This is a genomic window from Nocardia tengchongensis (genome assembly GCF_054781395.1).
In genome coordinates this window covers 2,345,399-2,366,882 of record NZ_BAAGUM010000006.1, presented here as the reverse complement: position 1 = coordinate 2,366,882, position 21,484 = coordinate 2,345,399, and the positions used below count along the sequence as shown (strand labels likewise).

Sequence of the window (21,484 nt, the reverse complement as noted above, 5' to 3'; positions counted from 1 at the left end):
AGCACGGGGCCGCCACCGCATCAGGGCAATCCCTGAACCGGTCCCCTACTCGAGGCCCTGTTCGATGGCGTAGCGGGTCAGTTCGACGCGGTTGCCGAGCTGCAGTTTGCGCAGCGTGGACTGCACATGGTTCTCGACGGTGCGGTGGCTCAGGCTCAGGCGGGTGGCGATCTGCCTGGCGGACAAGCCTTTCGCGACCATCCGCAGCACCTCGGTCTCGCGGTCGGTGAGCACGGGCCGGTGCGGCTCGTCGCGGTCGGCGGGAGTGTTGGCGATACGCCGGAATTCACCGAGGACCAGCCCCGCCAGACCGGGTGTGAAGACGGCTTGGCCCGCCGCGGTGGCGCGCACGGCGTCCAGCAGTTCGGTGGCCGAGGCGCTCTTGACCAGGTAGCCGGTCGCGCCGGCCTTGATGGCGTCGAGCACGTCGTCGCGTTCGGCCGAGGCGGACAGCACCAGGACCCGGGTGCGCGGGGAGACCCGCAGGACCTCGGCGGTGGCGTCGGCGCCGTTGCCGTCGGGGAGCCGCATGTCCATCAGCACCACGGCCGGGAGGACGGCGGCGGCGCGGGCTCCGGCCGAGCGCACCGCGTCGGCGGTGGCGACCACGTCGAACCCGGCCGCGGCGAGGTCGCGGGCGACGCCGTCGCGCCAGATCGGATGGTCGTCGACCACCATCACCGTGATCCTGGACTGTGATTCGCTCATCTCCGCCTCCGCTCTCATTGTCGCCGGTCGAGGGGAATGCGGAACTCCCATTCCGCGCCCGCGCCCTCGTCGGGCGGGCCGTCCGCGGGCGCCGCCTCGAACAGCAGGTGGGCGGTGCCGCCCAGGGCCGCGATGCGGCCGACGATCGACCGCGAAACACCCATGCGCCCTTGCCCTTCGGCCTCGGCGAGGCGGCCGGGCGCGACACCGGGGCCGTCGTCGCGAACACTCACGATCAGCTCGTCACCCATGTCCTCCAGCAGCACATAGGCTTTCGCGCCCGCCCCGGCATGCTGCACCACATTGGCCAGCGCCGCGGCCACCGCGGCCGCGACCTCGCGGGCCGCCCAATGGCCGAGCAGCACCGGGTCACCGGGGGTGGAGACGAACACCGACGGCGTGGTCTGGGCGGTGAGCAGCGGGCGCAGGTCCTCGTCCACGCCGCCGACGTCGGCGGGTTCGCCCTGCTCGGAGATGAGCACCCGCAGCGCGACCTCCTGCTCCCCGGCCCGCTGCGCCAGTTCCGCGGTCGGGCCGCCGATCTCGGTGCCGCGCCGCTTGATGTAGCTGAGCACCTGCAGGACTCCGTCGTGCACCTGGCGGGCCAGCCGTTCGCGTTCCTGCGCGGCCGCGGTGAGCCGGATGGCGCGCTGGAGTTGCGCGTGGGCGCGGCGCGCGGTGTTCGAGGCCAGGCCCAGCGCCAGGCCCACCGAGATCAGCACCGGCAGCGTGGCATCCCGCCAGACGTCGAAGTCCCATTGGGCGCGGGCGGTGATGACGGCGGCGGAAACGAGCAGACCCGAACCGATGCCGCCGAACGGCCCCCACAGAATCGCCGCGGACACAACGGCATTGGCGGCCCACAGCGTGGTGGGCAGGGTTTGATGGCCGTGATACCAGTCGAAGGGCGCGACCAGCCGGGTGGCGAAGATCAGCGCGATCACCACCAGGTGGTCGCCGATCACCACGGCCGTGCGCACCCGCGGTTCGTTCCGGATCCGCCACTGCGACAACAACACCGCGGAGATGCCCGACCACACCGCCATGACGGCGATCAACGCCCAGCTCAGCCGCTGATTGGTGTAATGCGGCACCGAGGCGATCTGCTGGCCCACCGCGTACAGCAGGGTGACCAACCGGAAAGCCTGCACGGCCCGCCACAGCGGCGCGGTGGCGGCCCAGGCGGGATCGGGTTCAGTAACCGAAGCCACGGTCGAGGTCTGGATCGTCGGGTTCGGCGCTGAACATGGGTTTGTCCGGGTCGCCGCTGTGCAGCTCCTGGTAGAGCTCCTGCGGCGAATCCGCGAGCAGCGAGCGCATGGCGGTGTTGAGCACCGCCACGAACGGCACCGCCAGCAGACCGCCCGCGAGCCCGGCCAGCACCACACCCGAGGCGATGGCCAGCACCACCGCGAGCGGGTGGATCCGCACCGCGCGACCCATCAGCAGTGGTTGCAGCACATGGCCTTCCAGCTGCATGACCGCGATGGTGATGCCCAGCACGATGAGCGCGGTGACCAGGCCCTTGGTCATCAGGGCGATGAACACCGCCACCGAGCCGGCGATGAACGAACCGACGATCGGAATGAACGCGCCGATGAAGACCAGCGAGGCCAGCGGAAGCGCCAGCGGCACATTGAGAATGGCCAGGCCCGCCCCGATGCCGACGGCGTCCACCGCCGCCACCAGCACGGTGGCGCGGACGAAGCCGGTCAGGGTGCCGAAGCCGAGCCGTCCGGCCTGCCGCACCTGCGCGCGGTGCGCGGTCGGCACGATCCGGGTGACGAACTCCCAGATCTGGTCGCCGCCGTAGAGGAAGAAGATGAGGATGAACAGGGTCAGGAACGCGCCGGTGAAGAATTCGCCGATGACGGTGGCGGTGGTGAGCGCCCCGTTGGTGAGCGCGTCCTTGTTGGACTCGACGGTCTTGACGATGGTGTCGCCCGCATTGCGGATCTGATCGTTGCTCAGGTGCAGCGGCCCGTTGATCAGCCAGTCCTGCACCTGGTGCACCGAGGTCTTGAATTCGTCGGACAGCTGCGGGACACCGGAGACGAACTGTTCCACGACGAAGGTCATGATCCCGGCGAGGATGCCCAGCGACCCGATCAGCGCCACCAGCACGCCGATGGCCCGCGGCACCCCGAACCGCTGCATCCAATTGACCAGCGGCGCCATCAATGCCGCGCCGAGCAGCGCGATCGAGATGGGAATGGTCACCGTGGACAGTCGCCGCGCCAGATACGCGAACGCCAGCACCGCCGCGAAGATGATGAGCAACCGCCAGCACCACTCCGCGGTCTGCCGCACCAGCGGGTGCACGGCCTCCGCGTCGCGCCGCCGTACCGCACTCGTTTCCCCGGACCCGCTGGCCTGCGCCTCACTCACGCAGGCGAGCCTATCGGCCGGAACCTCCGCCGGCATGTATCGCAGACCACAGGGTCCATCGGGTCCCCCGCGGATGTCGCTCTACGCTCCGGGGCGGCGGGTGCACCCGTACTCCCACGGTCTCATCTCCGTGGTGGGTTCCGTGGTCGGCACGGATGTGACCGGGGCCGCCCCTGCCTAGCGTTATGAGCATGGAAATCAACGCGAACATCAGCACCGACATCAACGTTCAGCTCGAGGTGGCCGACCCCCGGGCCGCAGCCGCGACCTACGAGGCCGCGTTCGGACTCGGTGACCGGCTCGGGTTCCGGGCCGCGGCGACGCCGACGACCGGCTTCCGCGGATACATCATGTCCCTGGTCGTGTCGCAGCCCTCCACCGTCGACAGCCTCGTCGGCACCGCCGTCGACGCCGGGTTCACCGTCCTCAAGCCCGCGAAGAAGAGCCTGTGGGGTTACAGCGCGGTACTGCAGGCGCCGGAGGGGACGATCTGGAAGATCGCCACCTCCAAGAAGAAGGACGTGGGCCCGTTCACCCGCGAGATCGACGACCTGGTCCTGCTGATGGGCGTGTCGGATGTGAAGGCCAGCAAGCAGTTCTACGTCGATCGCGGCTTGACGGCGTCGAAGAGCTTCGGCGGCAAGTACGCCGAGTTCGCCAAGCCGGGGTCGCCGGTCACCCTGGCGCTGTACCCGCGCAAGGCCGCCGCCAAGGAGGCGGGAGTCGGGCTGGAAGGCAGCGGATCGCACCGCATCGTCATGGACAGCGGCATCGGTTCGTTCGCCGACCCGGACGGGTACGTGTGGGAAGCGACGGCCTGAGCGCGCGATCAGGCCCCGTCCCCGAGCAGAGCGGCGGCCCGCTCGACGATCGGCACGGCCATCGGGTTGCCGGACACCGTGGTCCGAGCCGCGGCAACGAAGCCGCGCGCATCCGGATGGCCTGCCAGGACCGCGGCTTCCGCGCGCAGGGCGACATACCAGTGTCGCCAGATCCAGACGGTCTGCTCGTCCAATGCGTCCGGCTCGGTGGCCAGTTCGGCCAAGGCCTGTTCAGGTTGCCCGCGGTCGAGCAGCACCATGGCGTCGAAGACGGCGCGGTAGGCGACCTGACGGTCGGATGTGCCGCCCAGGGTGTCCGCGATGGCCAGCCACTCGGCGCGGGCGACGTCGTCACCGCGCAGACCGTGGGCCATCGCGACCGCAGCGGCCGCCGGAGCGAGGCTGGGGACGCAGGGACGGCCGGAGAGCTCCCAGGAATCGACGAATCGTCCACTGTCGGCGAACACTTCGTCGAGATTGCCGAGCAGGGCGTCCACAACCAGCAGCGCGGAGGTGGCGAAATCACCACGCTCGGCCAGCAACGGCAGGTCCCGCAGCTGTTCGGCCCAGCGATGGGATTCCTCGAGATCTCCGACTCCGATACCGATATCGGCCGCCTCGGACAACGCGTTGACACGCTCGAGGGCACTGGCGGGCGTCACCGGCATGGAGGTCAGCACGTCGACCCGCCGACGGGTGGTCTCGGCGGCGGCGAAGACATCCCCGGCCCAGCACTGGGCCGCGGTGAGGGCGTCGAGTGCCGCGCTGCGGGCGAGCGGGTCGCCGGTCCGATCAGCCAGTTCCACCGCGTGTTGCGCGAGCGAGATCGCCACGGTGGCAGGCGTTTCCGATTCCGGCAGGTCGGTGCGCGCGGCATCGGAGTGCACACCGCATTCGGCGAGGGCCACGGCGGCCAGGGCGGCCGGGTCCGCACCGGCGAGTTCACGCGCCTGCGACAGCAACGCCGCGGCCTCACCCGCAGCGACCGGCCGCGCGAAGGTGTCGGACATGCGGTAGACGGTGATCGCGGCGGTGGCCAGATCCCGGGCCGACGCGGCGGAATCACTTGCACCGCCGATGGTTTCGGCAGCGGCGCGGTAGAGGCGGTACATATCCTCGCCCCGCATCCGGCAACCGGCCGCCTCGGCGGCCCGCCGCAAGGCCGCGGCGGACGCGACCGGGTCATCGGTCAGCGCCGCCGCCTGCTCGTAGCGTCGCTGGGATTCACCGATCAGATTTCGCGCGAAGGTCAACTGCGCCAACGTGATCGCCAAATCGTGTGCCTCGGACCGACGTTCGGGCTGCACCGCCGTCGAGGTCAGCGCCGCGCGGATATCGTCGGCGGCGGCATCGAACGCGGAGCGCCACTCGCGGGTGGCCGACGCAGGATCGGCGAGCAGCTCGCCGGCCGTCGCCACACACCAATTCAGATGGCGTGCAAGGACTTCGTCGAGTTCACCGGCGGCGGTCAGTTCTTCGCGCTCGTACTGGCGGATGGTCTCCAAGGCCCGGTACCGGGTGCCGCGCGCGGAACGCACCACGGTCAGCAGACTCTGCTCGGTGAGCCGAGCCAGCCCGTCGGCGACCGCGATCGGATCCAGTTCCGGCGATCCCGCCACCGCCATGGCGTCGGCGGCGGTGAACGGCGCGACGAACACCGCGACCCGGCGCAGCACGCACCGGTCCTCGGCGGTCAGCAACGCCTGGCTCCAATCCAGCATGGCCCGCACCGACTGATGCCGTTCGTCGGCCCGGCGGCCACCGACCAAGAGCCGCAACGGATCCGCGAGGCTCGCGCCGAGCCCGTCGAGTCCCAGCGTGGGCAGCCGGGCGGCCGCGAGTTCGATGGCCAGCGCCAGCCCGTCGAGCCGTCCGCAGATCTCGTGCACCTGATCCAGCTGCTTGGCGTCCACCGGCCAGCCCAGCGCCGCGGCCCGATCCAGGAACAACGCCACGGCGTCGTCGGCGTCATCGCCGAGCGACAGCGGCGGCACCGTGAAGACCTGCTCGAACGGCACCATGAGCCGCGCCCGGCTGGTGGCCAGCACGGTCACGTTCGCACACTGCGCGAGCAGGTGTTCGATGAACGGCGCCACCCCGTCGCGCAGATGCTCGCAGTTGTCGAGCACCAGCAGCACCCGGCGCTCGCCCAGCGCGGCCGACACCGAGTCGTCGAGACTGCGCCCCTGCTGCTCGCCGAGCCCCAGCGCCCGCGCCACCGCGGCCCCGGTCATCGCCGGGTCGGTCACCGGCACCAGGTCCACGAACCATGCGCCGCCGGTGAATTCACCGGAAAGGTCCGCGGCGACAGCCAGGGCCAGCCGCGTCTTGCCGACTCCGCCGGGCCCCAGCGCGGTCACGTGCCGATGCGCCCGCACCGCCTCGCGCAGTGCGGAGCGTTCCCGCTCGCGGCCGACGAACGAGGTCAGCGGCGAGGGCAGCACGGCGGCCTGCGTCCCGCTGTCCTCGGCCAGCTCGACCTCGGCCGCCCGGCCGGCCAGCGCCCGCCGGTCCGCTACCCCAACCTTGCGCAGCAGCGAGGACACGTGGGTCTCCACGGTGCGCACGGAAATGAACAGCTGCGCGGCGATTTCGGCATTGCTGCGATGCTGCCCCACCAGGGCGAGCACCTCGGCTTCACGATCCGAGATCCCGGCGGCGAGCTTCGACTTCGACACGCCCAACATTCTCACGTACGGCCGGTCACATGCGCGAGAACACCGCGGCGGGGCCTCTCCGTGGCGGGATCCGTGGTCAGCACGGATGTCACACCGTCGGGCCGGAAATACCGTGATTCCCATACCGAACAGCGCAAACGCCGGACATCAGGAGTGCACATGACCGCCACCGCAGCCAAGGGCATCAAGACCGTGCTGCATCCCGTCTCCGACCTGGCCGCGGCCACGGCCCTCTACACCGCCCTGCTGGGTGTACCGCCGCAGATCGAAGGCACCTACTACGTCGGCTTCGAGATCGACGGCCACCACATCGGCCTGGTTCCGGACGGCGGCCCGCAAGCCATCACCACCCCGGTCATCTACTGGGAGGTGCCCGATATCGAGGCCAGGCTGGCCGAACTGACCGCCGCCGGCGCCACCGTGAAACAGGCGTTGCGCGATGTCGGCCAGGGCCGCCGAGTCGCCGAGGTCATCGACCCCGACGGCAATATCCTCGGCCTGCTCCAAGATCGCTGACCGCTCTTCCCCGACCACCCGCAGGAGCAAGATCATGAAGTTTCGGACCCACGTCGAGCCGCCCGAGCCCATGCGGGGCCTGGAAGTTCCGCCCGAGGTGGTGGCGGCGCTCGGCGAGGGCGCGCGGCCACCGGTGACGATCACGATCAACGGGCACACCTGGCAGAGCCGGGTCGCGCTCATGCGCGGCCGCTACCTGCTCGGCCTCAGCCACGCCAACCGGCAGGCCGCGGGTGTCGAGATCGGCGAGGAGATCGAGGTCGAGGTGGAACTCGACACCCGGCCGCGCGTCGTCGTCGAACCCCCGGACTTCGCCCGAGCCCTGGACGACGACCCCGCCGCCCGCGCCGCCTACGACAACCTCTCCCACAGCCGCAAGCGCGAGCACGTGCACGCCATCGAGAGCGCGAAGAAGCCCGACACGCGTCAACGGCGCATCGAGAAGGCCATCGCCACCCTGCGGGGCTGAAACCCGGGCAGCGCCGGTCCCGTTCCACAGCCGCTGCGCGCTGACGCCCCCGAGCGGCGAGGGAGCTAGATTGGAGACCGTGTCAGCGCCCCTGGAAGCGGTCAAACAGACCATGCATACCCGCTGGCCGCTGTACTTGGCTTCGATGCTCGCGGCCAACGCGTTCGGCGCTGTCCTGGTGTGGGCCTTCATCGAGTACGGGTTGCCGGTTCCCGAAGGCGGGACCAGCGCGACCCGGGAGACCGGTCTGCTGGTTCCGGCGCTGGTGTTCGTGATCGGCGGTTTCCTGAGCTTGACGGCGTCGGCGCTGATGCTGCGCCCGGTCATGCGCTGGCAGGTGCGGGGCGGGCCGCCGTCGCGGCAGGAACAGATGGCGGCGCTGCACGCACCGTTGCGGCAGGCCATCGTGCATCTGGTGTTGTGGCTGGTCGGCGGCGCGGTGCTGGCCTCGCTCATCATCGTGCGGACCCCGGAGCTGGCCGCGGCGGTGATCGTCACCGAATGTATGGCCGCCACCATCGTTTTCGGCTTCACCTACATGCTGGGGGAACGCATTCTGCGGCCGGTCGCCGCCGAGGCGCTGACCGTGGGGGCCTTCGACCACACGCTGACCGCGGGCGTCGGCACCCGGATGGCGATGACCTGGGGCATGGGCACCTTCGCGCCGACCATCGCCATCGTGCTGCTGTGCGTCACCCAGATTTCTTCTCGCGTCCAGTTTTCCGCGCAGTCGCTGGCGGTCTCGATTCTGTTGTTGTGCGGTGTGGTGATCATGCAGGCGCTGGCGCTGTCGATGCTCACCGGCTCCTCCATTTCCGATCCGATTCGCCAGCTCAGCCAGGCCATCGACCGGGTGCAGGAAGGCGCGCGGGATGTCCAGGTGGAGGTTTTCGACGGTTCGGAAATCGGGCTGCTGCAGGTTGGCTTCAACCGCATGATGGGTGAGGCCGCGAAACGCCGGGAACTCCAGGAATTGTTCGGTCAGCACGTCGGCGAGGATGTCGCGCTGCGCGCGCTGGAGTACGGCACCGAACTCGGTGGTGAAACCCGATTCGTGGCGGTCTTGTTCGTCGATATGGTCGGTTCGACGGCCACCGCGGCGGAACGCCCGCCGACCGAAGTGGTCAGTCTGCTCAACGAGTTCTTCCGGGTCGTGGTGGATGTGATCGACCGCCATCACGGGCTCATCAACAAATTCATGGGTGATGCCGCCCTCGCCATCTTCGGCGCCCCGCTGGATCGCCCGGACGCGCCGACCGCCGCCCTGGCCGCGGCCCGTGAACTGCGGGAAGCCCTGCGTGAGGTGGTCGGACTGGATATCGGCATCGGCGTCTCGGCCGGGCTGGCGGTGGCCGGCAATATCGGCGGGGCAAATCGTTTCGAATACACCGTGATCGGTGATCCGGTGAACGAGGCGTCTCGATTGACCGAACTCGCCAAGGACCGTCCCGAACGGGTCCTGACCTCGTCGAGCGCGCTGTTTTTCGCCGACGAGAACGAGCAGCGTCATTGGCAGACCGGGGAGGAAGTGCAACTCCGTGGCCGGCGCCGGAAAACCCGGCTGGCCTGGCCGTTGAAAAGCGCCGATACCGCTGCTGCCGACGAGTCGGCGGCGAGTTCGTTAGGCTGACTGCGTGACGGCCCATGGTGAGCTGGACGGCGAACCTGCGCCGCCCGCGGATAACTCGCACCGTGGCAGATTCTGGTGGGCCAAATGGGTGCTCGGCGCCGCGCTCGTGGGACTGCTGATAACCGAGGGCATATATCTGTATCCGCGCCTGCACGAATCCTGGAAGAACCTCACCGAAATCCATTGGGGTTGGGTCGCCGCCTGCATCCTCATGCAGGCGGTTTCCATGAGCGGGTTCGGCCGCATCCAGAAACAGCTGCTGCACGCGGGCGGCGTCGAGGTGAGTCAGCGCAAGTCGGTGTCGGTGGTGTACGGATCCACCGGCATGTCGCTGACCCTGCCCGCCGGCCAGGTGTTCTCGACCGCCTTCACCTACCGGCAGACCCGGCGCTGGGGCGCGAGCCCGATCGTGGCGTCCTGGCAGCTGGTGATGTCGGGCGTGGTGGCCGCGACCGGGCTGGCGCTGCTCGGCCTGTTCGGCACGGTGCTGGCCGGGGACCGGGTGGGCCCCGCCAAGGTGATCCTGACGCTGGGCACCGTCGCCCTGCTGATCGGGGCGGTGAACTACGTGTCCCGGCACCCGGACGGCGTGCAGGGGCTGTTGCAGCGAATTCTGCACCTGGTCAATCGGATTCGGCACAAGCCCACCGATGCCGGGATGGACAAGGTCGCCGAGATCATGGCCCAGCTGGAGTCGGTGGACCTCGGCAAACGCGACGGCGCGTGGGTGGCGGCGTGGGCGCTGGTGCACCGGCTCGCCGATGTCGCCTGCCTGGGTTTCGCCTGTTACGCGGTGGGTGCGGACCCGCGCTGGGCGGCGCTCATGCTGGCCTTCGCGGCGGGCAAGGCCGTGGGCACCATTCCGCTGGCGCCGGGCGGCATCGTCTATGTGGACGCCACCCTCATCTACTCTCTGACCGCGGCGGCCGGACTGCCCGCGGCGCAGGCGGTGGCGGCGGCGTTCCTGTACCGGCTGGTGAGCTTCATCCTGGTCGCGATCGTCGGCTGGATCGTGTTCCTGTTCCTGTTCCGCAAGCCGCAGGCCGGTGACGCCGAACTGGAGAAGGAGTTCGAGGAGCGCGGCAATTCGCTGGTCACCGACCGTCGCCGCACCAATCCCCCGGACTCTCCGGCCTCCCCCGCCTCCCCGAACCTTTAGCGGACAGCTGGGTACCGTCGCCGGCCTCGTATCCGTACCTGCGTCGCGAGCCGAAACTATTTTGGGCGTACCCGGTGAGTTACCCCGACCGCCACGCCGTCAGTTGTCACCTTGGCGGTCGAAGACGAACCTGTGCGCCCCTGACTGGGCAGAGCGCGGTGTCCCGGCACGATCGCGCCCGCAGCGCCCGATACCCTGTGCGGCGTGAAGAAACTCGGGCCGTTCGTCGTGGATGTCGCACTGGTGCTCGTGTTCTGCGCGATCGGGCGGCGCAGTCACGACGAGGCGATCGCCGCCGGTCTGCTGCGCACGTTCTGGCCGTTCGGCACGGGTCTGCTGCTGGGCTGGGTGATCTCGGTGGCGGTGGCGGCGGGCCGGGAAGGCGTCTCGGCGGCACAGCGTTTCGATGGCCGCGCGGTGTGGCCGACCGGCGTGATCGTCTGGCTGAGCACCCTGGTCGGCGGCATGGCGCTGCGCGCGGTGTCGGGTCAGGGCGTCGCGCTCAGTTTCGTGATCGTGGCCGCGACTTTCCTGGCCCTGTTCGTGATCGGCTGGCGGGCCGCCGTGCGGGTGCTGGTGCGCTAGTCCGGGGTCGCCAGGGACTGGAGCAGCCGGGCGGCCACCCGGGCGGTGAGGTCGCCGCTGTCGGGGTCGTCGATATGGATGGCGAAGGCCAGGTCACCGAGGGTCGCGATGAGCCAGCCGTTGTTGCCGGTGGTGGCGCCGAAGACCTGGACGTCGCGATACCGGTTGAGGGCGGCCATTTCCGGGGCGCCGGCGCCGTCGTGCAGCATGGCGCGCAGCCGGTCGGTGGCCTCGGGCGGCAGCGCCGCGAGATCGGCCTCGGTGGTGGCGGGCTGGCCGATGGCGACCATCGGCTTGGGCACCTGGCCGCGGGCGACCGCGGCGGCGGCGATGGCCATGCCCCAGGGGCTGGCCAGCAGCGAGTCGGCGGCATTGCCGCGGCCGACGTTCTCGGCGCCGTTCTTGCCGCTGGGCAGGCGGCCGGTGGTCTCGTCCAGGCCGGGCACCCGGAAATCGATGCCGATGCCGAGCAGGCTGGCCGCGTCGGCCGCGTCACCGACCGAGACATCCTGCGGCGCTTTGTGTTTGGTGACGGCCGCGACATTCTTGAACAGCTCGATCATGCCGCCGACCGGATACACCCCGGTGAAGGCGATATTGCCGCGCTCGCTGGCCTGACTGTTCTGGGCGACCGCGACCAGCGCACCGCTGGAGGGCTGGATGGCCACGATGGAGGTCGGGGAGCCGGTGCTCACCGCGGCGTCCTCGGCGGCGCGCTGCAGATGCTGATCCATGGTGGCGGGGATGTCGGGTCCGGGCGGCCCCTGCTCACCGGCCAGCTGGGTGACGAGAGCCCCGTTGGGCTCGAACAATTGCACGCCCCAGCCGGAGTGCCCGTCGCGGTTGTCCAGCCACACGTTGGTGAGCGCGTCGAGCATGGGCGACCAGACCCGGCGGTCGGCGGAGATCAGTTTGGGCTGCTTCTCCAGCACCACGCCGGGGATCGGGGCCATCCGGGGTTCGAGGATGGCGAAGTCGCCGTCGCGGAGGTTGACCGCGGTGATGGGCTTGCCCTGTGAGGCCGAAAGCTGTTGCATCAGCTCCGGTCCGTCGATGAGCGGGGCGACGGGGGCGATGGCCGCGGCCAGGGCGTTGGTGGAGGCGACCGGGTCGGCGATCTTGGCCGGGTCCAGTTTGACCACGTTGATGGTCTGCTCGGTCATGAGCGGCTGGCCGATGATGTCGTTCACGCGCGGGGAGGGCTGGGCGTAAGTGCGGACGAGTTTGGCGGTGCGCTTGGCGTCGAGCTGCGGCACGATCAGGGCGGGATCCCACGAAATGCGCCATCCCACACTGAGTTTGCGCACGGTGCCGTTGAGGTCGTACTTCCAGTCCCGTTTGTCGCCGAAGTTCCAGGCGCCGGTCATGGAGAAGAGACCCGTCGTACCGTCCAGTCCGATGAACTGGGTCACGCGGTAGTCCGGCTTACCCGGCGCCAGGCCATCGAAGACTTGCTTCAGCGTTGCCGAAGCCCCTGCCGGGTAGGAGGTCAGTCGCGACGCCCCGTCGTAGTCCTTCTTGTCGATGAGCGCGGTGAACCGCTCGACCACGGCTTCCGCCCCCGTCGATCGATCCCGAATCCCACATGACCCCATCGCGATCGCGATGGCCGCCACACCCGCGAGTGCGATCGCACCTCGAATCCGGAAGCGGCGGGATCCCCACACATCCATATCGCCCACTCTTCACTCTGGCCACATCTGCAACAGGTCCACGGTACCGCTTGCCGGAGGCCCGCGGTCCACCTCATCCACCAGGCGTGCATGTCCTGAGCATCACCATAGTGCCGAAGTCGGTCGGCAGTAACCAATTACATGATCACCGGTCGGTTACAGCACTGGCGTATTCGGGACTCGGCCGACCGTTCGGTTCTCACTGGTGACAGCCCTGCGCGCGATTCGTGACCAACCCCGAGCGCCCCGTTCTCCCAGAGCGGAACCCACGCGCGGTCATTGGACGTAACGTTGTAATCAGCATTACAACTCCATGCCGTTAGTGAGAGTGACCAACATGAGACACGGACATCGTGGACCTGGTTTCGGACGCACCGGCGGTTGGCAGCAAGCCGACCTTCCCGACGCCTCGGACGCTCCCGACTGGTTCGCCGGCAGATTGCCGGCTGACTGGTTCACCGGTCCCGCAACCCTCGAGGTCGATCGCGACGAAATCGTCGTCCTCGGCGAACTCCCCCTCCCCCCAGCCGAACCCGCCCCCGCGACCGAACTCGACGCCGACGTCGCGGACGCCCCGCCCGCCGGCGTCCCGCAGGCCACCCGCGAGGGCCTGCTCGCCCGCTTCCGGGAGACCACCCGGCCCGCCCGCATGCAGATCGCCCAGGAGGCCCAGGCCCGCTACGGCCGCAATGTCGCCTGGGGCGTGCTCGTCGACGGCGAGCGAATCATGTTCACCCACCTGGCCGTTCCGGTGATGACCCGATTGCGCCAGCCCGAGCGCAAGGTGCTCGACACCCTGGTCGACGCCGGCGTCGCCCGCTCCCGCTCCGACGCGCTGGCCTGGACGGTGAAACTGGCCGGCAAACACGCCGAGGAATGGCTCGGGGAATTGCGCACGGCCATGCGCAAAGTCGACGACCTGCGGACGGAGGGACCGCGCGGCCTGTGATCGAGCCCCGGGCCGATACAGTGGGCGCATGGCAGCGACCGGCCCGATCCTGGTGCTCAACGGCCCGAACCTGAACATGCTGGGCACCCGGCAGCCCGAGGTGTACGGGTCCGACACCCTCGACGATGTGGTCGAACTGTGCCGCAAGACCGCGGCCCGGTTCGATCGGGAGATCGTTGCGTTCCAGTCCAATCACGAGGGCGCGCTGATCGACCGGATCCACGCCGCCCGCGGCGTGGAGTCCGGGATCGTCATCAATCCGGGCGGCCTCACCCACACCTCGGTGGCGCTGCGCGACGCGCTGGTGATCCCCGAGGTGCCGATCGTCGAGGTTCACATCAGCAATGTGCACGCCCGCGAGGAGTTCCGGCACCACTCGTTCGTCTCGCCCATCGCGACCGCGGTGATCGCGGGCATGGGCATCCGGGGCTACGTGGCGGCCATCGAGTTCCTCAGCGCCCGCTGACCGCCCGCGTATCGCCCGCGGCGTCCCCCATCAGCGCATAGGTCGACACCGCCGTCCCGGCCCGCAGGCTGGCGGCGACGGCCTTGCGCCAGAACGCCTGTGCCGTCTGCGAGAGCGTGGCGTCCACGCCGACCTCCGCGCTGGCGTCGATGATGTGCTGCGCGCCCGCGTCCATCATCCGCAGGCTCGCCAGATCGGCCCAGCCCCCGTTCTGGTTCTCCACCGAGAACTGCTCCATGAAGTACGGGAACGCGGCACTGGAACGCACCGCGAACGGCACGAACCGCGCGATGTCGTGGCCGGAGCGCGCGATCATCGCCGTGGCCTGGTCGAAGGCCAGCAGCCAGGGATGGAAGATGGTGAGCAGGCCCTGGTAGAAGACCTGGGCCAGACCGTCATCGGCGCCCAGGTACTCCTGCGGGCTGAGCGGTAGCAGCATCTCGGCGTGCGCCTCGAAGACCGCCCGCGGGCCGCTGTAGAAGATGTAGGACGCCGGGTGCTCGATATTGCTGCCCGCCGACATGACTCCGCCGGACAGGAATTCGGCGCCGTGCCGCCGCACCCAGGCCGCGCCCGCCCGCGCCTGCCCGGGTGAATCCGAGGAGAGGTTGACGATCACCTTGCCGTGCAGGTGATCCGCGGCCGGACCCAGCACGTCGTACATGGCGGCGTAGTGGGTGAGGCTCAGGACGGTCACCGCGTTGGCGTCGAGCGCCGCCGCGACCGTGTCAGCTCGCTTCGCCCCCAGCGCGACCATCGCATCGGCCTTCTCCGGGCTGCGGTTCCACACCGTCACCTCCACCCCGGCCTTCAGGAACGCCTCGACCATCGCCTGCCCCATCGGGCCCAGGCCGATGACGGTGACGGATTTACGCGGTTCAGACATGGTGTATCCCCTCGCTTTCGACTGTTCGACGGTGGCGCGCCGGAATCGATGGTGGCCGGGGAAGGCCGGCTCGGGAAGACCGCACCCGGAGGTGCGGTTGCTTACCTGGAGGTTGGAATTCTGGTCAGGAGGGCGCGATGAGTACCGGCGGTGACGCGGATCACGAGGTGTGCGGGATGTCCATCGCCATCGACGCGGTGGGCGGCAAATGGAAGCTGCACCTGATGTGGGTGCTGGCCGAGGGCACCCAGCGGTTCGGGCAGATCCGGCGGCTGCTGACCGGCGTCAGCGAGAAGGTGCTCGCCGAGAATCTGCGGCAGATGGAGGCGAGCGGCCTGGTGCACCGGGAGATCTTTCCGGAAATCCCGCCGCGCGTGGAGTATTCGCTCACCGAGCTGGGCCGCGAGCTCAGCGTGGCGCTGCGGCCGCTGGAGGAGTGGGGGGACCGCAATCGGAACCGGGTTCCCGGCCGCGCGCTCCCCCCGTCCGCCTAGGCCCCGGCGATCCGTTCGCCGATCCGTTCCAGCAGGGCGGCGGCCTCCGTCATGCTGCGGGCCGGGTCGGGCTCCAGCTCCGAGAGCGCGTAGGCGGCATCGAATCCGGCCTCCCGCACCTGGTCCGGGGTGAGCTGGATCCGCCCCGCGACCGCGATCACCGGCAGGCCCGCCGCCCGCGCGGCCCGGCAGACGCCGATCGGGGCCTTGCCGGACAGGCTCTGCGCGTCGAGCGAGCCCTCCCCGGTGACGACCAGGTCGGCGTTCTTCAGCAGGGTGGGGAAGTCGATGAGATCGAGGATGAGCTCGATGCCCGGACGCAGGTTCGCGTCCAGGGCCGCCAGCGCCCCGAATCCGGTGCCGCCCGCCGCGCCGGCGCCCGGCTTGTCCGCCCATTCCGGACCCAGCACGGCGGCCCAGTTCTTCAGCGCCGCTTCGAGAGTGGCGACCTGCTCGGGGTCCGCGCCTTTCTGCGGGGCGTAGATCGACGCCGCGCCCTCGGCGCCGAGCAGCGGATTGTCCACGTCGCTGGCCAGGGTGATGGTGGCATCGGCCAGGCCGGGATGCAGGTCGCTGCGGTCCACCCGCACCGCTCGCACGAGTGCCGCACCGCCGCACGGCAATTCGTTGCCGTCCGCGTCGAGGATGCGCAGGCCGAGGGCTTGCAGCAGCCCGGCGCCGCCGTCGGTCGAGGCGCTGCCGCCCAGTCCGAGCACGATGTCGCGGGCCCCGCGATCGAGCGCGTCCCCGATCACGTCACCCACCCCGTAGGTGCTGGCGTGCAGTGGATCCGGTTGCCCGCCCGGCAGTTTCGTGACGCCGCTGACCGCGGCCAGCTCCACCACGGCGGTCCGGCCCCGCACCGCGTAGCCGGTGGTCACCGGTGCCAGGGTGGGCCCGTAGCTTTCGACCTCCACCCGCTCCCAGCCCGCCGCCACGAAGGCGTCCACGGTGCCGTCGCCGCCGTCGGCCACCGGGGAGCGGTGCACCTCGCGGTCGGGTGCGGCGCGGGTGATGCCCGCCGCCAGTGCGTCCGCCACCTGCGCGGCGGTCAGTGAGCCCTTGAATTTGTCCGGGGCGAGCAGCACCCGGCGTGGCCGTGGGTCCGTCATCCCTCCAGTGTGGTCTGCTCGGCGGGAAGCGACACGCCAGGCACCGTCGTTCGGCCAATCGGACAAATAGCCGTCGCCGGGGAACTAGCGTCGAACGCATGCCGAGTCAGTCGATCGAGGTCCGCAAGAATTCCGTGCTGGAGCGGTTCGAGTTGTATGTCGACGATTACCTCGCCGGGGTCGCGGCGTATCAGGACACCGCCAATGAGCGGGCCTTCGTGCACACCGAGATCTATCCCCAGTTCGAGGGGCAGGGGTTCGGCCGCAAACTGGTGCAGGGCGCCCTGGATCAGACCCGGGACGAAGGGTTCGGGATTCTGCCGCTGTGCCCGATGGTGCACCATTTCGTCGAATCCCGGCCCGCCTACCTGGCTTTGGTGCCGTACTGGTCGCGGGAACGGCTCAACCTGCCCCAGCACTGAGGCCGGGTCAGTACGCCTTCACCGCGCCGTCCAGCGCGTCCTGCAGCTCGTCGCGCACCACCCGGGTGATCTCGGCGGGCTTGGCGGGCAGCTCGCCCACCGGCATCCCGAAATAGAAGCTGGCCGAGTAGGCCTCTTCCTTGGTGGGCTCGACGGCCGGGTCCGGGCGCGGCCCGTAGCTCAGCCCCAGGCTCACCAACGCCGGGTTCGCGCCGAGCTTCTTGGCCCGGAAGGCGATGTGCCCGATGCCGCTTCCGATGGTCTGCACCCGGGTGGGGTCCACGTCGTTGCAGGTGCCCTCGGGGAACACCGCCACCCCGTCGCCGCGGGCCATGCGTTCGGCGCAGATGTCGATCATGCGCTGCCCGGCGGCGTTCACCGCGCGCACGCCGTGGTCCTTGCCCCGGAAGACCGGGATGCCGCCCATCATGTCGATGCGCTCGCGCAGCTTCGGCTCGATGAACAGTTCGTCCTTGGCCAGCACCCGGGCGTGCCCGATGACCGGCCGCAGGGCGCTGCGCCAGGCCGCGGCGGCGACCGTGTACGGGTCCAGCTGGGAGAGGTGGTTCACCGCGATCAGCAACGGCCGCCGCTGGGAGATCAACTCCCGCAACTTCTCCCGCGCCCCGTCCGCGTACGCGACGCGGGGCCGGTAGCGACGTCCCAGTAGCCAGTAGGCGGCCTTCGCCTTCAGCAGGTTCTGCTGGTGGTCACGGTAGAAGTCGTACACGGTCTCGGCGTTCTCGAGGATGACCTCGGGGCGTTCCATAGCGCTCACCCTAGCTACCAACCGCAAGGTATGCGGGACAAGTTTTTCCGGCTCGCCACGGCACAAATGGGTAACCAGCAAATTAAGCAACGCAATTGCCGTGTCTCAGTGCGATGATGACTGAGTGGCACGCGCAGAGGAACACGGTGACCGTTCTCGACGCGAATTCCGGCACGAGGACCAGGGAGTTCGTCCAGGCACCCTGCTGGTGTCCGCAACCGATCTGACCGAGCCGTCCTTCCGTCGCTCGGTGGTCTACATTCTCGAACACAATGACGGCGGTACCTGGGGCGTGGTGCTCAACAAGCCCAGTGACACCGCCCTGCACGACGTGCTCCCGAACTGGTCCGAGCTCGCCGCCGGCCCGCGCGCCCTCTACATCGGCGGCCCGGTGAAACGCGACGCCGCGCTGTGCCTGGCCACCATCAAGGTGGGCGCGTCCATTGCCGGTGTGTCGGGCGTGCGCCGGGTCGACGGCCGGGTGGCCCTGGTGGACCTGGATTCCGACCCCGACCACATCGAACCGCTGGTCGACGGCATCCGCGTCTTCGCGGGCTACGCCGGCTGGACCTTCGGCCAGCTGGACGGGGAACTCGAGCGCGGCGACTGGATCGTCCTCTCGGCCCTGCCCACCGACCCGCTGGCGGGCCGCGTCGACCTGTGGGCCCACGTACTGCGCCGCCAACCCCTCCCGCTGTCCCTGCTGGCCACACACCCGATCGAGCTCGAGCGCAACTGAACCGCCGGCACACCTGTGTCGTGGTCGATGCGGAGGTGAGCGATGCCGGACGACCAGGCCGCGTTGTTACGCGCGCTGTACGACGAGCACGCGGCGGCGTTGTGGCGGTACACCTACGGGTTGGTCGGGGATCCGGGCCGGGCCGAGGACATCGTGCAGGAGACCCTGTTACGGGCATGGCAGCGGCCGAATGTGCTGGATCAGTCGACCAGCTCGGCGCGGGCCTGGCTGTTCACGGTGGCCCGTAATCTGGCGGTGGACGAGCATCGCAGCGCGCGCAGCCGGCGCGAGTTCCGCACCGATCATCCGCCGGAGGTACCCGAACCGGACAAGACCGATCGGGCGCTGGACGGATGGCTGGTGGCGGACGCGCTGGCGCGACTGAGCGTCGATCACCGCGACGTGATCGTCCGTGCCTATTACCGGGGCCTTTCCACGCATCAGATCGCGGGGGAACTGGAGATCCCGGAGGGCACGGTCAAGTCCCGGATGCACTACGGCATGCGGGCATTGCGATTGGTGCTGCAGGAGATGGGGGTGACGAGATGACCGAGGGCCATGAGCTGTGCGATGGCTACACCACGTGGGATGGCGCGTATGTGCTCGGAGCTCTCGCCCGGGACGACCGCCGCGAGTACGAGGAGCATCTGACCGGGTGCGACTCCTGCCGCTCGGCCGTGTCGAAACTGGCGGGACTGCCCGGTCTGCTGGCCCTGGTGGATCCCGAGACCGCGCTGTCGATTGCGGCGCAAGAGGATCCGCCGGACACCGTGCCGCCGCCGCCCGAGCGGCTGCTGCCCGCCCTGGCCGACCGGGCCCTCGCCCGACGCCGCCGGGGCCGTTGGTGGTCGATCGGCGGCGCGGTGGCGGCGGCCGCCGCGGCGGTGACCATCGCGGTCCCGGTGACCGCCTCGGTCGCCGGGCAGGAGCGGCCCGCACTGGTGCAGCAGGTGGTGGCCCAGGGACCGTTGAAGCCGCAGACCGACACTCCGATCCAGGCCACCTTCAAGGTGGTGTCGATCAACGGCCAGACCCGGGTCGACATGTGGTGCGCGTACCCGCCCGCCGACGAGAAGGACGAGGTCTACGGCGTGTGGACCTTGTCGATGTGGGTGACCCGCGCCGACGGCGTGCAGTCCAAACTCGCCGAGTGGACGGTCAAGTCGGGCCAGACCCTGACCTTGGACGGCACCGCGTCGGCCTCGCCGGAACAGTTGAAGACGGTGGAGATCCGCAACATGTCCGGCAAGGTCCTGCTGGCGGCCGGGCTCTAGACCGTCTTGCGACGGAAGGTCGTGGTGGCCCAGAAGTATCCGGCAACGGTGATCACCACGCACCAGCCGATGGCGAGGATGCCGTTGTGCCCGATCGGCCCGCCCATCAGCAGCCCGCGCAGGGTTTCGGTGATCGGCGTGAAGGGCTGATACTCCGCGAACTGCTTCACTCCGGCGGGCATGGTGTCGGTGGGTACCAGCCCGCTGCCGAGGAACGGCAGCAGCATGATCGGCATGGGCAGGTTGGAGGCGCTCTCCGGGGTCTGGGCGACCAGGCCGAAGCCGGCGCCGAGCCAGTTCACCGCGAACACCATCAGCCCGAGCAGCCCGAACGCCGCCAGCCATTCCAGCGGGTTCGCGTGCGGCCGGAAGCCGATGGCGAGCGCGGCCAGCGTCATCACGACCACGCCCGCCATGCCCTGGATCCAGGTGCCCACCACGTGCCCGGTCAGCACCGACGGATGCGAGAAGTGCATGGTGCGAAAGCGATTGATGATGCCCTTGGTCATATCGGTGGAGACGCCGACCGCGATGCCCGCGACCATGTAGGCCGGGATCAGCAGCATCATGCCCGGCGTCAGGTAATCGATGTACCGGCCACCGGTGGCGGACTTCAGCGCGCCGCCGAACACGAAGTTGAACAACAGCAGCAGCACCACCGGCATGATGACCAACGCGAAGGTCATGCCCGGATACCGCTTGGCGTGCACCAGATTCCGGCGCAGCATGGTTTTCGAATCGGCGAACGATGTACTCAGAGTGCTCATTTCAGGTTCTCCTTGACGGGAGCGTGGCCGCCGGTCAGGGCCAGGAAGACGTCGTCGAGGTCGGGGGTGTGCACGGACAGCCCTTCGGGTTCCACCCGCGCCGCGTCCAGCCGGTCGAGCACCTCTCGGACCGAGCGCACCCCGCCGTCGCTCGGGATGGCGAGGGTGAGGTCGCCGTTGACCTGGGCCGCGTCGCCGAAAAGCCGGGCGGCGGAGTCGAGTTCGCCGCGTTCGGCGAAGTCGAGGCGGATGTAGCCGCCGGGCACCATCCGTTTGAGCTGATCCGCGGTGCCCTCGGCGACCAGGTGGCCCTGGTGCAGGACGGCGATGCGGTCGGCCAGCTGATCGGCCTCCTCCAGGTATTGGGTGGTGAGGAAGATGGTGACGCCCCGCCCGGTGAGGTCGCGGATGATGTCCCACATGGCGCGGCGGCTGCGCGGGTCCAGGCCGACGGTGGGTTCGTCGAGGAAGATGATGCGCGGATCGCCGACCAGGGTCATGGCCAGGTCCAGCCGCCGGGTCATGCCGCCGGAGTAGCTGGAGGCGATCTTGTCCGCGGCTTCGGCCAGGTCGAAGGTGGACAGCAGTTCGGCTGCGAGCCTGCGGCTTTCGGCGCGCGGCAGATGATGCAGGTCGCCCATCAGGATGAGGTTCTCGCGCCCGGTGAGCAGTTCGTCCACGGCCGAGAACTGGCCGGTGACGCCGATCGCCGAGCGCACTCCGTCGGGGTCGGTGACGGGATCGTGCCCGCCGACGGAGATTTCGCCGCCGTCGGGCCGCTGCAAGGTGGACAGGATCTCCACGGTGGTGGTCTTGCCCGCGCCGTTGGGGCCGAGCAGCGAGAACACGGTGCCCGCGGGAACGGTGAAGTCGATGCGGTCGAGCACGATCTGCTCGCCGAAGGATTTGCAGAGGCCGGCGACGCTGATGGCCGCCGCGCCGGGGTCGAGGTTCATGTCTCCCTCTCATCAATGAATAG

At 69.5% G+C, this 21,484-nt stretch carries 23 protein-coding genes; 13 read left to right on the top strand and 10 right to left on the bottom strand.

The window, feature by feature from the left end; all coding sequences use genetic code 11:
• Nucleotides 1–45: 45 nt before the first annotated feature.
• From ACYVKL_RS21970 to ACYVKL_RS21960, 3 genes are read right to left on the bottom strand one after another with little or no spacing between them, the layout of a single operon-like run.
• Nucleotides 46–708: a response regulator gene (locus ACYVKL_RS21970; protein ID WP_379165549.1), complete on the bottom strand. Its 663-nt coding sequence runs from the start codon at nucleotides 706–708 to the stop codon at nucleotides 46–48.
• Between the two features lie 14 nt (nucleotides 709–722).
• Nucleotides 723–1,919 carry a MacS family sensor histidine kinase gene (gene macS, locus ACYVKL_RS21965; protein ID WP_379165548.1) on the bottom strand — a complete coding sequence of 399 codons (1,197 nt, stop codon included), beginning with the start codon at nucleotides 1,917–1,919 and terminating at the stop codon, nucleotides 723–725.
• Nucleotides 1,903–3,030 (bottom strand): AI-2E family transporter, encoded by a 1,128-nt coding sequence (locus ACYVKL_RS21960; RefSeq protein WP_379165823.1) that lies wholly within the window; start codon nucleotides 3,028–3,030, stop codon nucleotides 1,903–1,905. Before ACYVKL_RS21960 ends, macS begins: the two co-directional genes overlap by 17 nt.
• A gap of 257 nt (nucleotides 3,031–3,287) precedes the next feature.
• Between ACYVKL_RS21960 and ACYVKL_RS21955 the strand changes: the two genes are divergently transcribed.
• Nucleotides 3,288–3,917, top strand: a complete 630-nt coding sequence (locus tag ACYVKL_RS21955; protein WP_379165547.1) for a VOC family protein — start codon at nucleotides 3,288–3,290, stop codon at nucleotides 3,915–3,917.
• A gap of 8 nt (nucleotides 3,918–3,925) precedes the next feature.
• Here the strand turns inward: ACYVKL_RS21955 and ACYVKL_RS21950 are convergent, their stop codons facing one another.
• The gene (locus ACYVKL_RS21950; RefSeq protein ID WP_379165546.1) at nucleotides 3,926–6,595 is read right to left on the bottom strand and encodes an ATP-binding protein; all 2,670 of its coding nucleotides are present in this window, start codon (nucleotides 6,593–6,595) and stop codon (nucleotides 3,926–3,928) included.
• 159 nt (nucleotides 6,596–6,754) lie between these two features.
• Here ACYVKL_RS21950 and ACYVKL_RS21945 point away from each other — a divergent pair, with 159 nt between their 5' ends.
• The 5 genes from ACYVKL_RS21945 (at nucleotide 6,755) to ACYVKL_RS21925 (ending at nucleotide 10,954) form a co-directional block, all read left to right on the top strand.
• Nucleotides 6,755–7,111, top strand: coding sequence for a VOC family protein (locus ACYVKL_RS21945; RefSeq protein WP_379165545.1), 357 nt, complete (start codon nucleotides 6,755–6,757; stop codon nucleotides 7,109–7,111).
• A 34-nt stretch (nucleotides 7,112–7,145) separates the two neighbouring features.
• On the top strand, nucleotides 7,146–7,580 hold the full coding sequence (locus ACYVKL_RS21940) for a YdeI/OmpD-associated family protein (protein ID WP_213558502.1): 435 nt from the start codon (nucleotides 7,146–7,148) through the stop codon (nucleotides 7,578–7,580).
• Between the two features lie 112 nt (nucleotides 7,581–7,692).
• Nucleotides 7,693–9,210, top strand: a complete 1,518-nt coding sequence (locus ACYVKL_RS21935) for an adenylate/guanylate cyclase domain-containing protein (RefSeq protein ID WP_379165822.1) — start codon at nucleotides 7,693–7,695, stop codon at nucleotides 9,208–9,210.
• A gap of 4 nt (nucleotides 9,211–9,214) precedes the next feature.
• Nucleotides 9,215–10,369: a lysylphosphatidylglycerol synthase transmembrane domain-containing protein gene (locus ACYVKL_RS21930; RefSeq protein WP_379165544.1), complete on the top strand. Its 1,155-nt coding sequence runs from the start codon at nucleotides 9,215–9,217 to the stop codon at nucleotides 10,367–10,369.
• Nucleotides 10,370–10,573: 204 nt separating this feature from the next.
• On the top strand, nucleotides 10,574–10,954 hold the full coding sequence (locus ACYVKL_RS21925; RefSeq protein WP_379165543.1) for a DUF3054 domain-containing protein: 381 nt from the start codon (nucleotides 10,574–10,576) through the stop codon (nucleotides 10,952–10,954).
• Here ACYVKL_RS21925 and ACYVKL_RS21920 read toward each other — a convergent pair.
• Nucleotides 10,951–12,627, bottom strand: coding sequence for an NTF2-like N-terminal transpeptidase domain-containing protein (locus tag ACYVKL_RS21920; RefSeq protein ID WP_379165542.1), 1,677 nt, complete (start codon nucleotides 12,625–12,627; stop codon nucleotides 10,951–10,953). The two genes, ACYVKL_RS21925 and ACYVKL_RS21920, sit on opposite strands and share 4 nt — an antisense overlap.
• Before the next feature lie 337 nt (nucleotides 12,628–12,964).
• On the opposite strand from ACYVKL_RS21920, the gene ACYVKL_RS21915 reads away from it, so the two are divergent.
• A complete protein-coding gene (locus ACYVKL_RS21915) occupies nucleotides 12,965–13,576 on the top strand; it encodes a hypothetical protein (RefSeq protein WP_357189344.1) in 612 nt (203 codons plus the stop codon).
• A 28-nt stretch (nucleotides 13,577–13,604) separates the two neighbouring features.
• Complete coding sequence (aroQ, locus tag ACYVKL_RS21910; RefSeq protein ID WP_379165541.1) at nucleotides 13,605–14,042, top strand: type II 3-dehydroquinate dehydratase; 438 nt, start codon at nucleotides 13,605–13,607, stop codon at nucleotides 14,040–14,042.
• Here aroQ and ACYVKL_RS21905 read toward each other — a convergent pair.
• Nucleotides 14,029–14,928 carry an NAD(P)-dependent oxidoreductase gene (locus ACYVKL_RS21905; protein WP_379165540.1) on the bottom strand — a complete coding sequence of 300 codons (900 nt, stop codon included), beginning with the start codon at nucleotides 14,926–14,928 and terminating at the stop codon, nucleotides 14,029–14,031. The two genes, aroQ and ACYVKL_RS21905, sit on opposite strands and share 14 nt — an antisense overlap.
• Before the next feature lie 137 nt (nucleotides 14,929–15,065).
• Between ACYVKL_RS21905 and ACYVKL_RS21900 the strand changes: the two genes are divergently transcribed.
• Nucleotides 15,066–15,422 (top strand): winged helix-turn-helix transcriptional regulator, encoded by a 357-nt coding sequence (locus tag ACYVKL_RS21900; protein WP_213558507.1) that lies wholly within the window; start codon nucleotides 15,066–15,068, stop codon nucleotides 15,420–15,422.
• Here the strand turns inward: ACYVKL_RS21900 and ACYVKL_RS21895 are convergent.
• Nucleotides 15,419–16,534 carry a glycerate kinase gene (locus ACYVKL_RS21895; RefSeq protein ID WP_379165539.1) on the bottom strand — a complete coding sequence of 372 codons (1,116 nt, stop codon included), beginning with the start codon at nucleotides 16,532–16,534 and terminating at the stop codon, nucleotides 15,419–15,421. The two genes, ACYVKL_RS21900 and ACYVKL_RS21895, sit on opposite strands and share 4 nt — an antisense overlap.
• A 98-nt stretch (nucleotides 16,535–16,632) precedes the next feature.
• On the opposite strand from ACYVKL_RS21895, the gene ACYVKL_RS21890 reads away from it, so the two are divergent.
• Complete coding sequence (locus ACYVKL_RS21890) at nucleotides 16,633–16,956, top strand: GNAT family N-acetyltransferase (RefSeq protein ID WP_379165538.1); 324 nt, start codon at nucleotides 16,633–16,635, stop codon at nucleotides 16,954–16,956.
• A gap of 7 nt (nucleotides 16,957–16,963) precedes the next feature.
• Here ACYVKL_RS21890 and ACYVKL_RS21885 read toward each other — a convergent pair whose 3' ends face one another.
• Nucleotides 16,964–17,725 (bottom strand): lysophospholipid acyltransferase family protein, encoded by a 762-nt coding sequence (locus ACYVKL_RS21885; protein ID WP_379165537.1) that lies wholly within the window; start codon nucleotides 17,723–17,725, stop codon nucleotides 16,964–16,966.
• Between the two features lie 124 nt (nucleotides 17,726–17,849).
• Here ACYVKL_RS21885 and ACYVKL_RS21880 point away from each other — a divergent pair, with 124 nt between their 5' ends.
• Genes ACYVKL_RS21880 through ACYVKL_RS21870 form a run of 3 tightly spaced genes read left to right on the top strand, consistent with a single transcriptional unit; the run spans nucleotide 17,850 to nucleotide 19,738 of the window.
• Entirely contained in the window at nucleotides 17,850–18,464 is a 615-nt protein-coding gene (locus tag ACYVKL_RS21880) for a YqgE/AlgH family protein (RefSeq protein WP_213558511.1), read from the top strand.
• 42 nt (nucleotides 18,465–18,506) lie between these two features.
• On the top strand, nucleotides 18,507–19,013 hold the full coding sequence (locus ACYVKL_RS21875) for a sigma-70 family RNA polymerase sigma factor (protein ID WP_213558512.1): 507 nt from the start codon (nucleotides 18,507–18,509) through the stop codon (nucleotides 19,011–19,013).
• On the top strand, nucleotides 19,010–19,738 hold the full coding sequence (locus tag ACYVKL_RS21870; RefSeq protein WP_379165536.1) for a zf-HC2 domain-containing protein: 729 nt from the start codon (nucleotides 19,010–19,012) through the stop codon (nucleotides 19,736–19,738). The genes ACYVKL_RS21875 and ACYVKL_RS21870 overlap by 4 nt, the downstream gene beginning before the upstream one ends.
• Here the strand turns inward: ACYVKL_RS21870 and ACYVKL_RS21865 are convergent.
• Nucleotides 19,735–20,505, bottom strand: a complete 771-nt coding sequence (locus ACYVKL_RS21865; RefSeq protein ID WP_379165535.1) for an ABC transporter permease — start codon at nucleotides 20,503–20,505, stop codon at nucleotides 19,735–19,737. The two genes, ACYVKL_RS21870 and ACYVKL_RS21865, sit on opposite strands and share 4 nt — an antisense overlap.
• Complete coding sequence (locus ACYVKL_RS21860; RefSeq protein WP_379165534.1) at nucleotides 20,502–21,461, bottom strand: ATP-binding cassette domain-containing protein; 960 nt, start codon at nucleotides 21,459–21,461, stop codon at nucleotides 20,502–20,504. The genes ACYVKL_RS21865 and ACYVKL_RS21860 overlap by 4 nt, the downstream gene beginning before the upstream one ends.
• Nucleotides 21,462–21,484 lie beyond the last annotated feature (23 nt).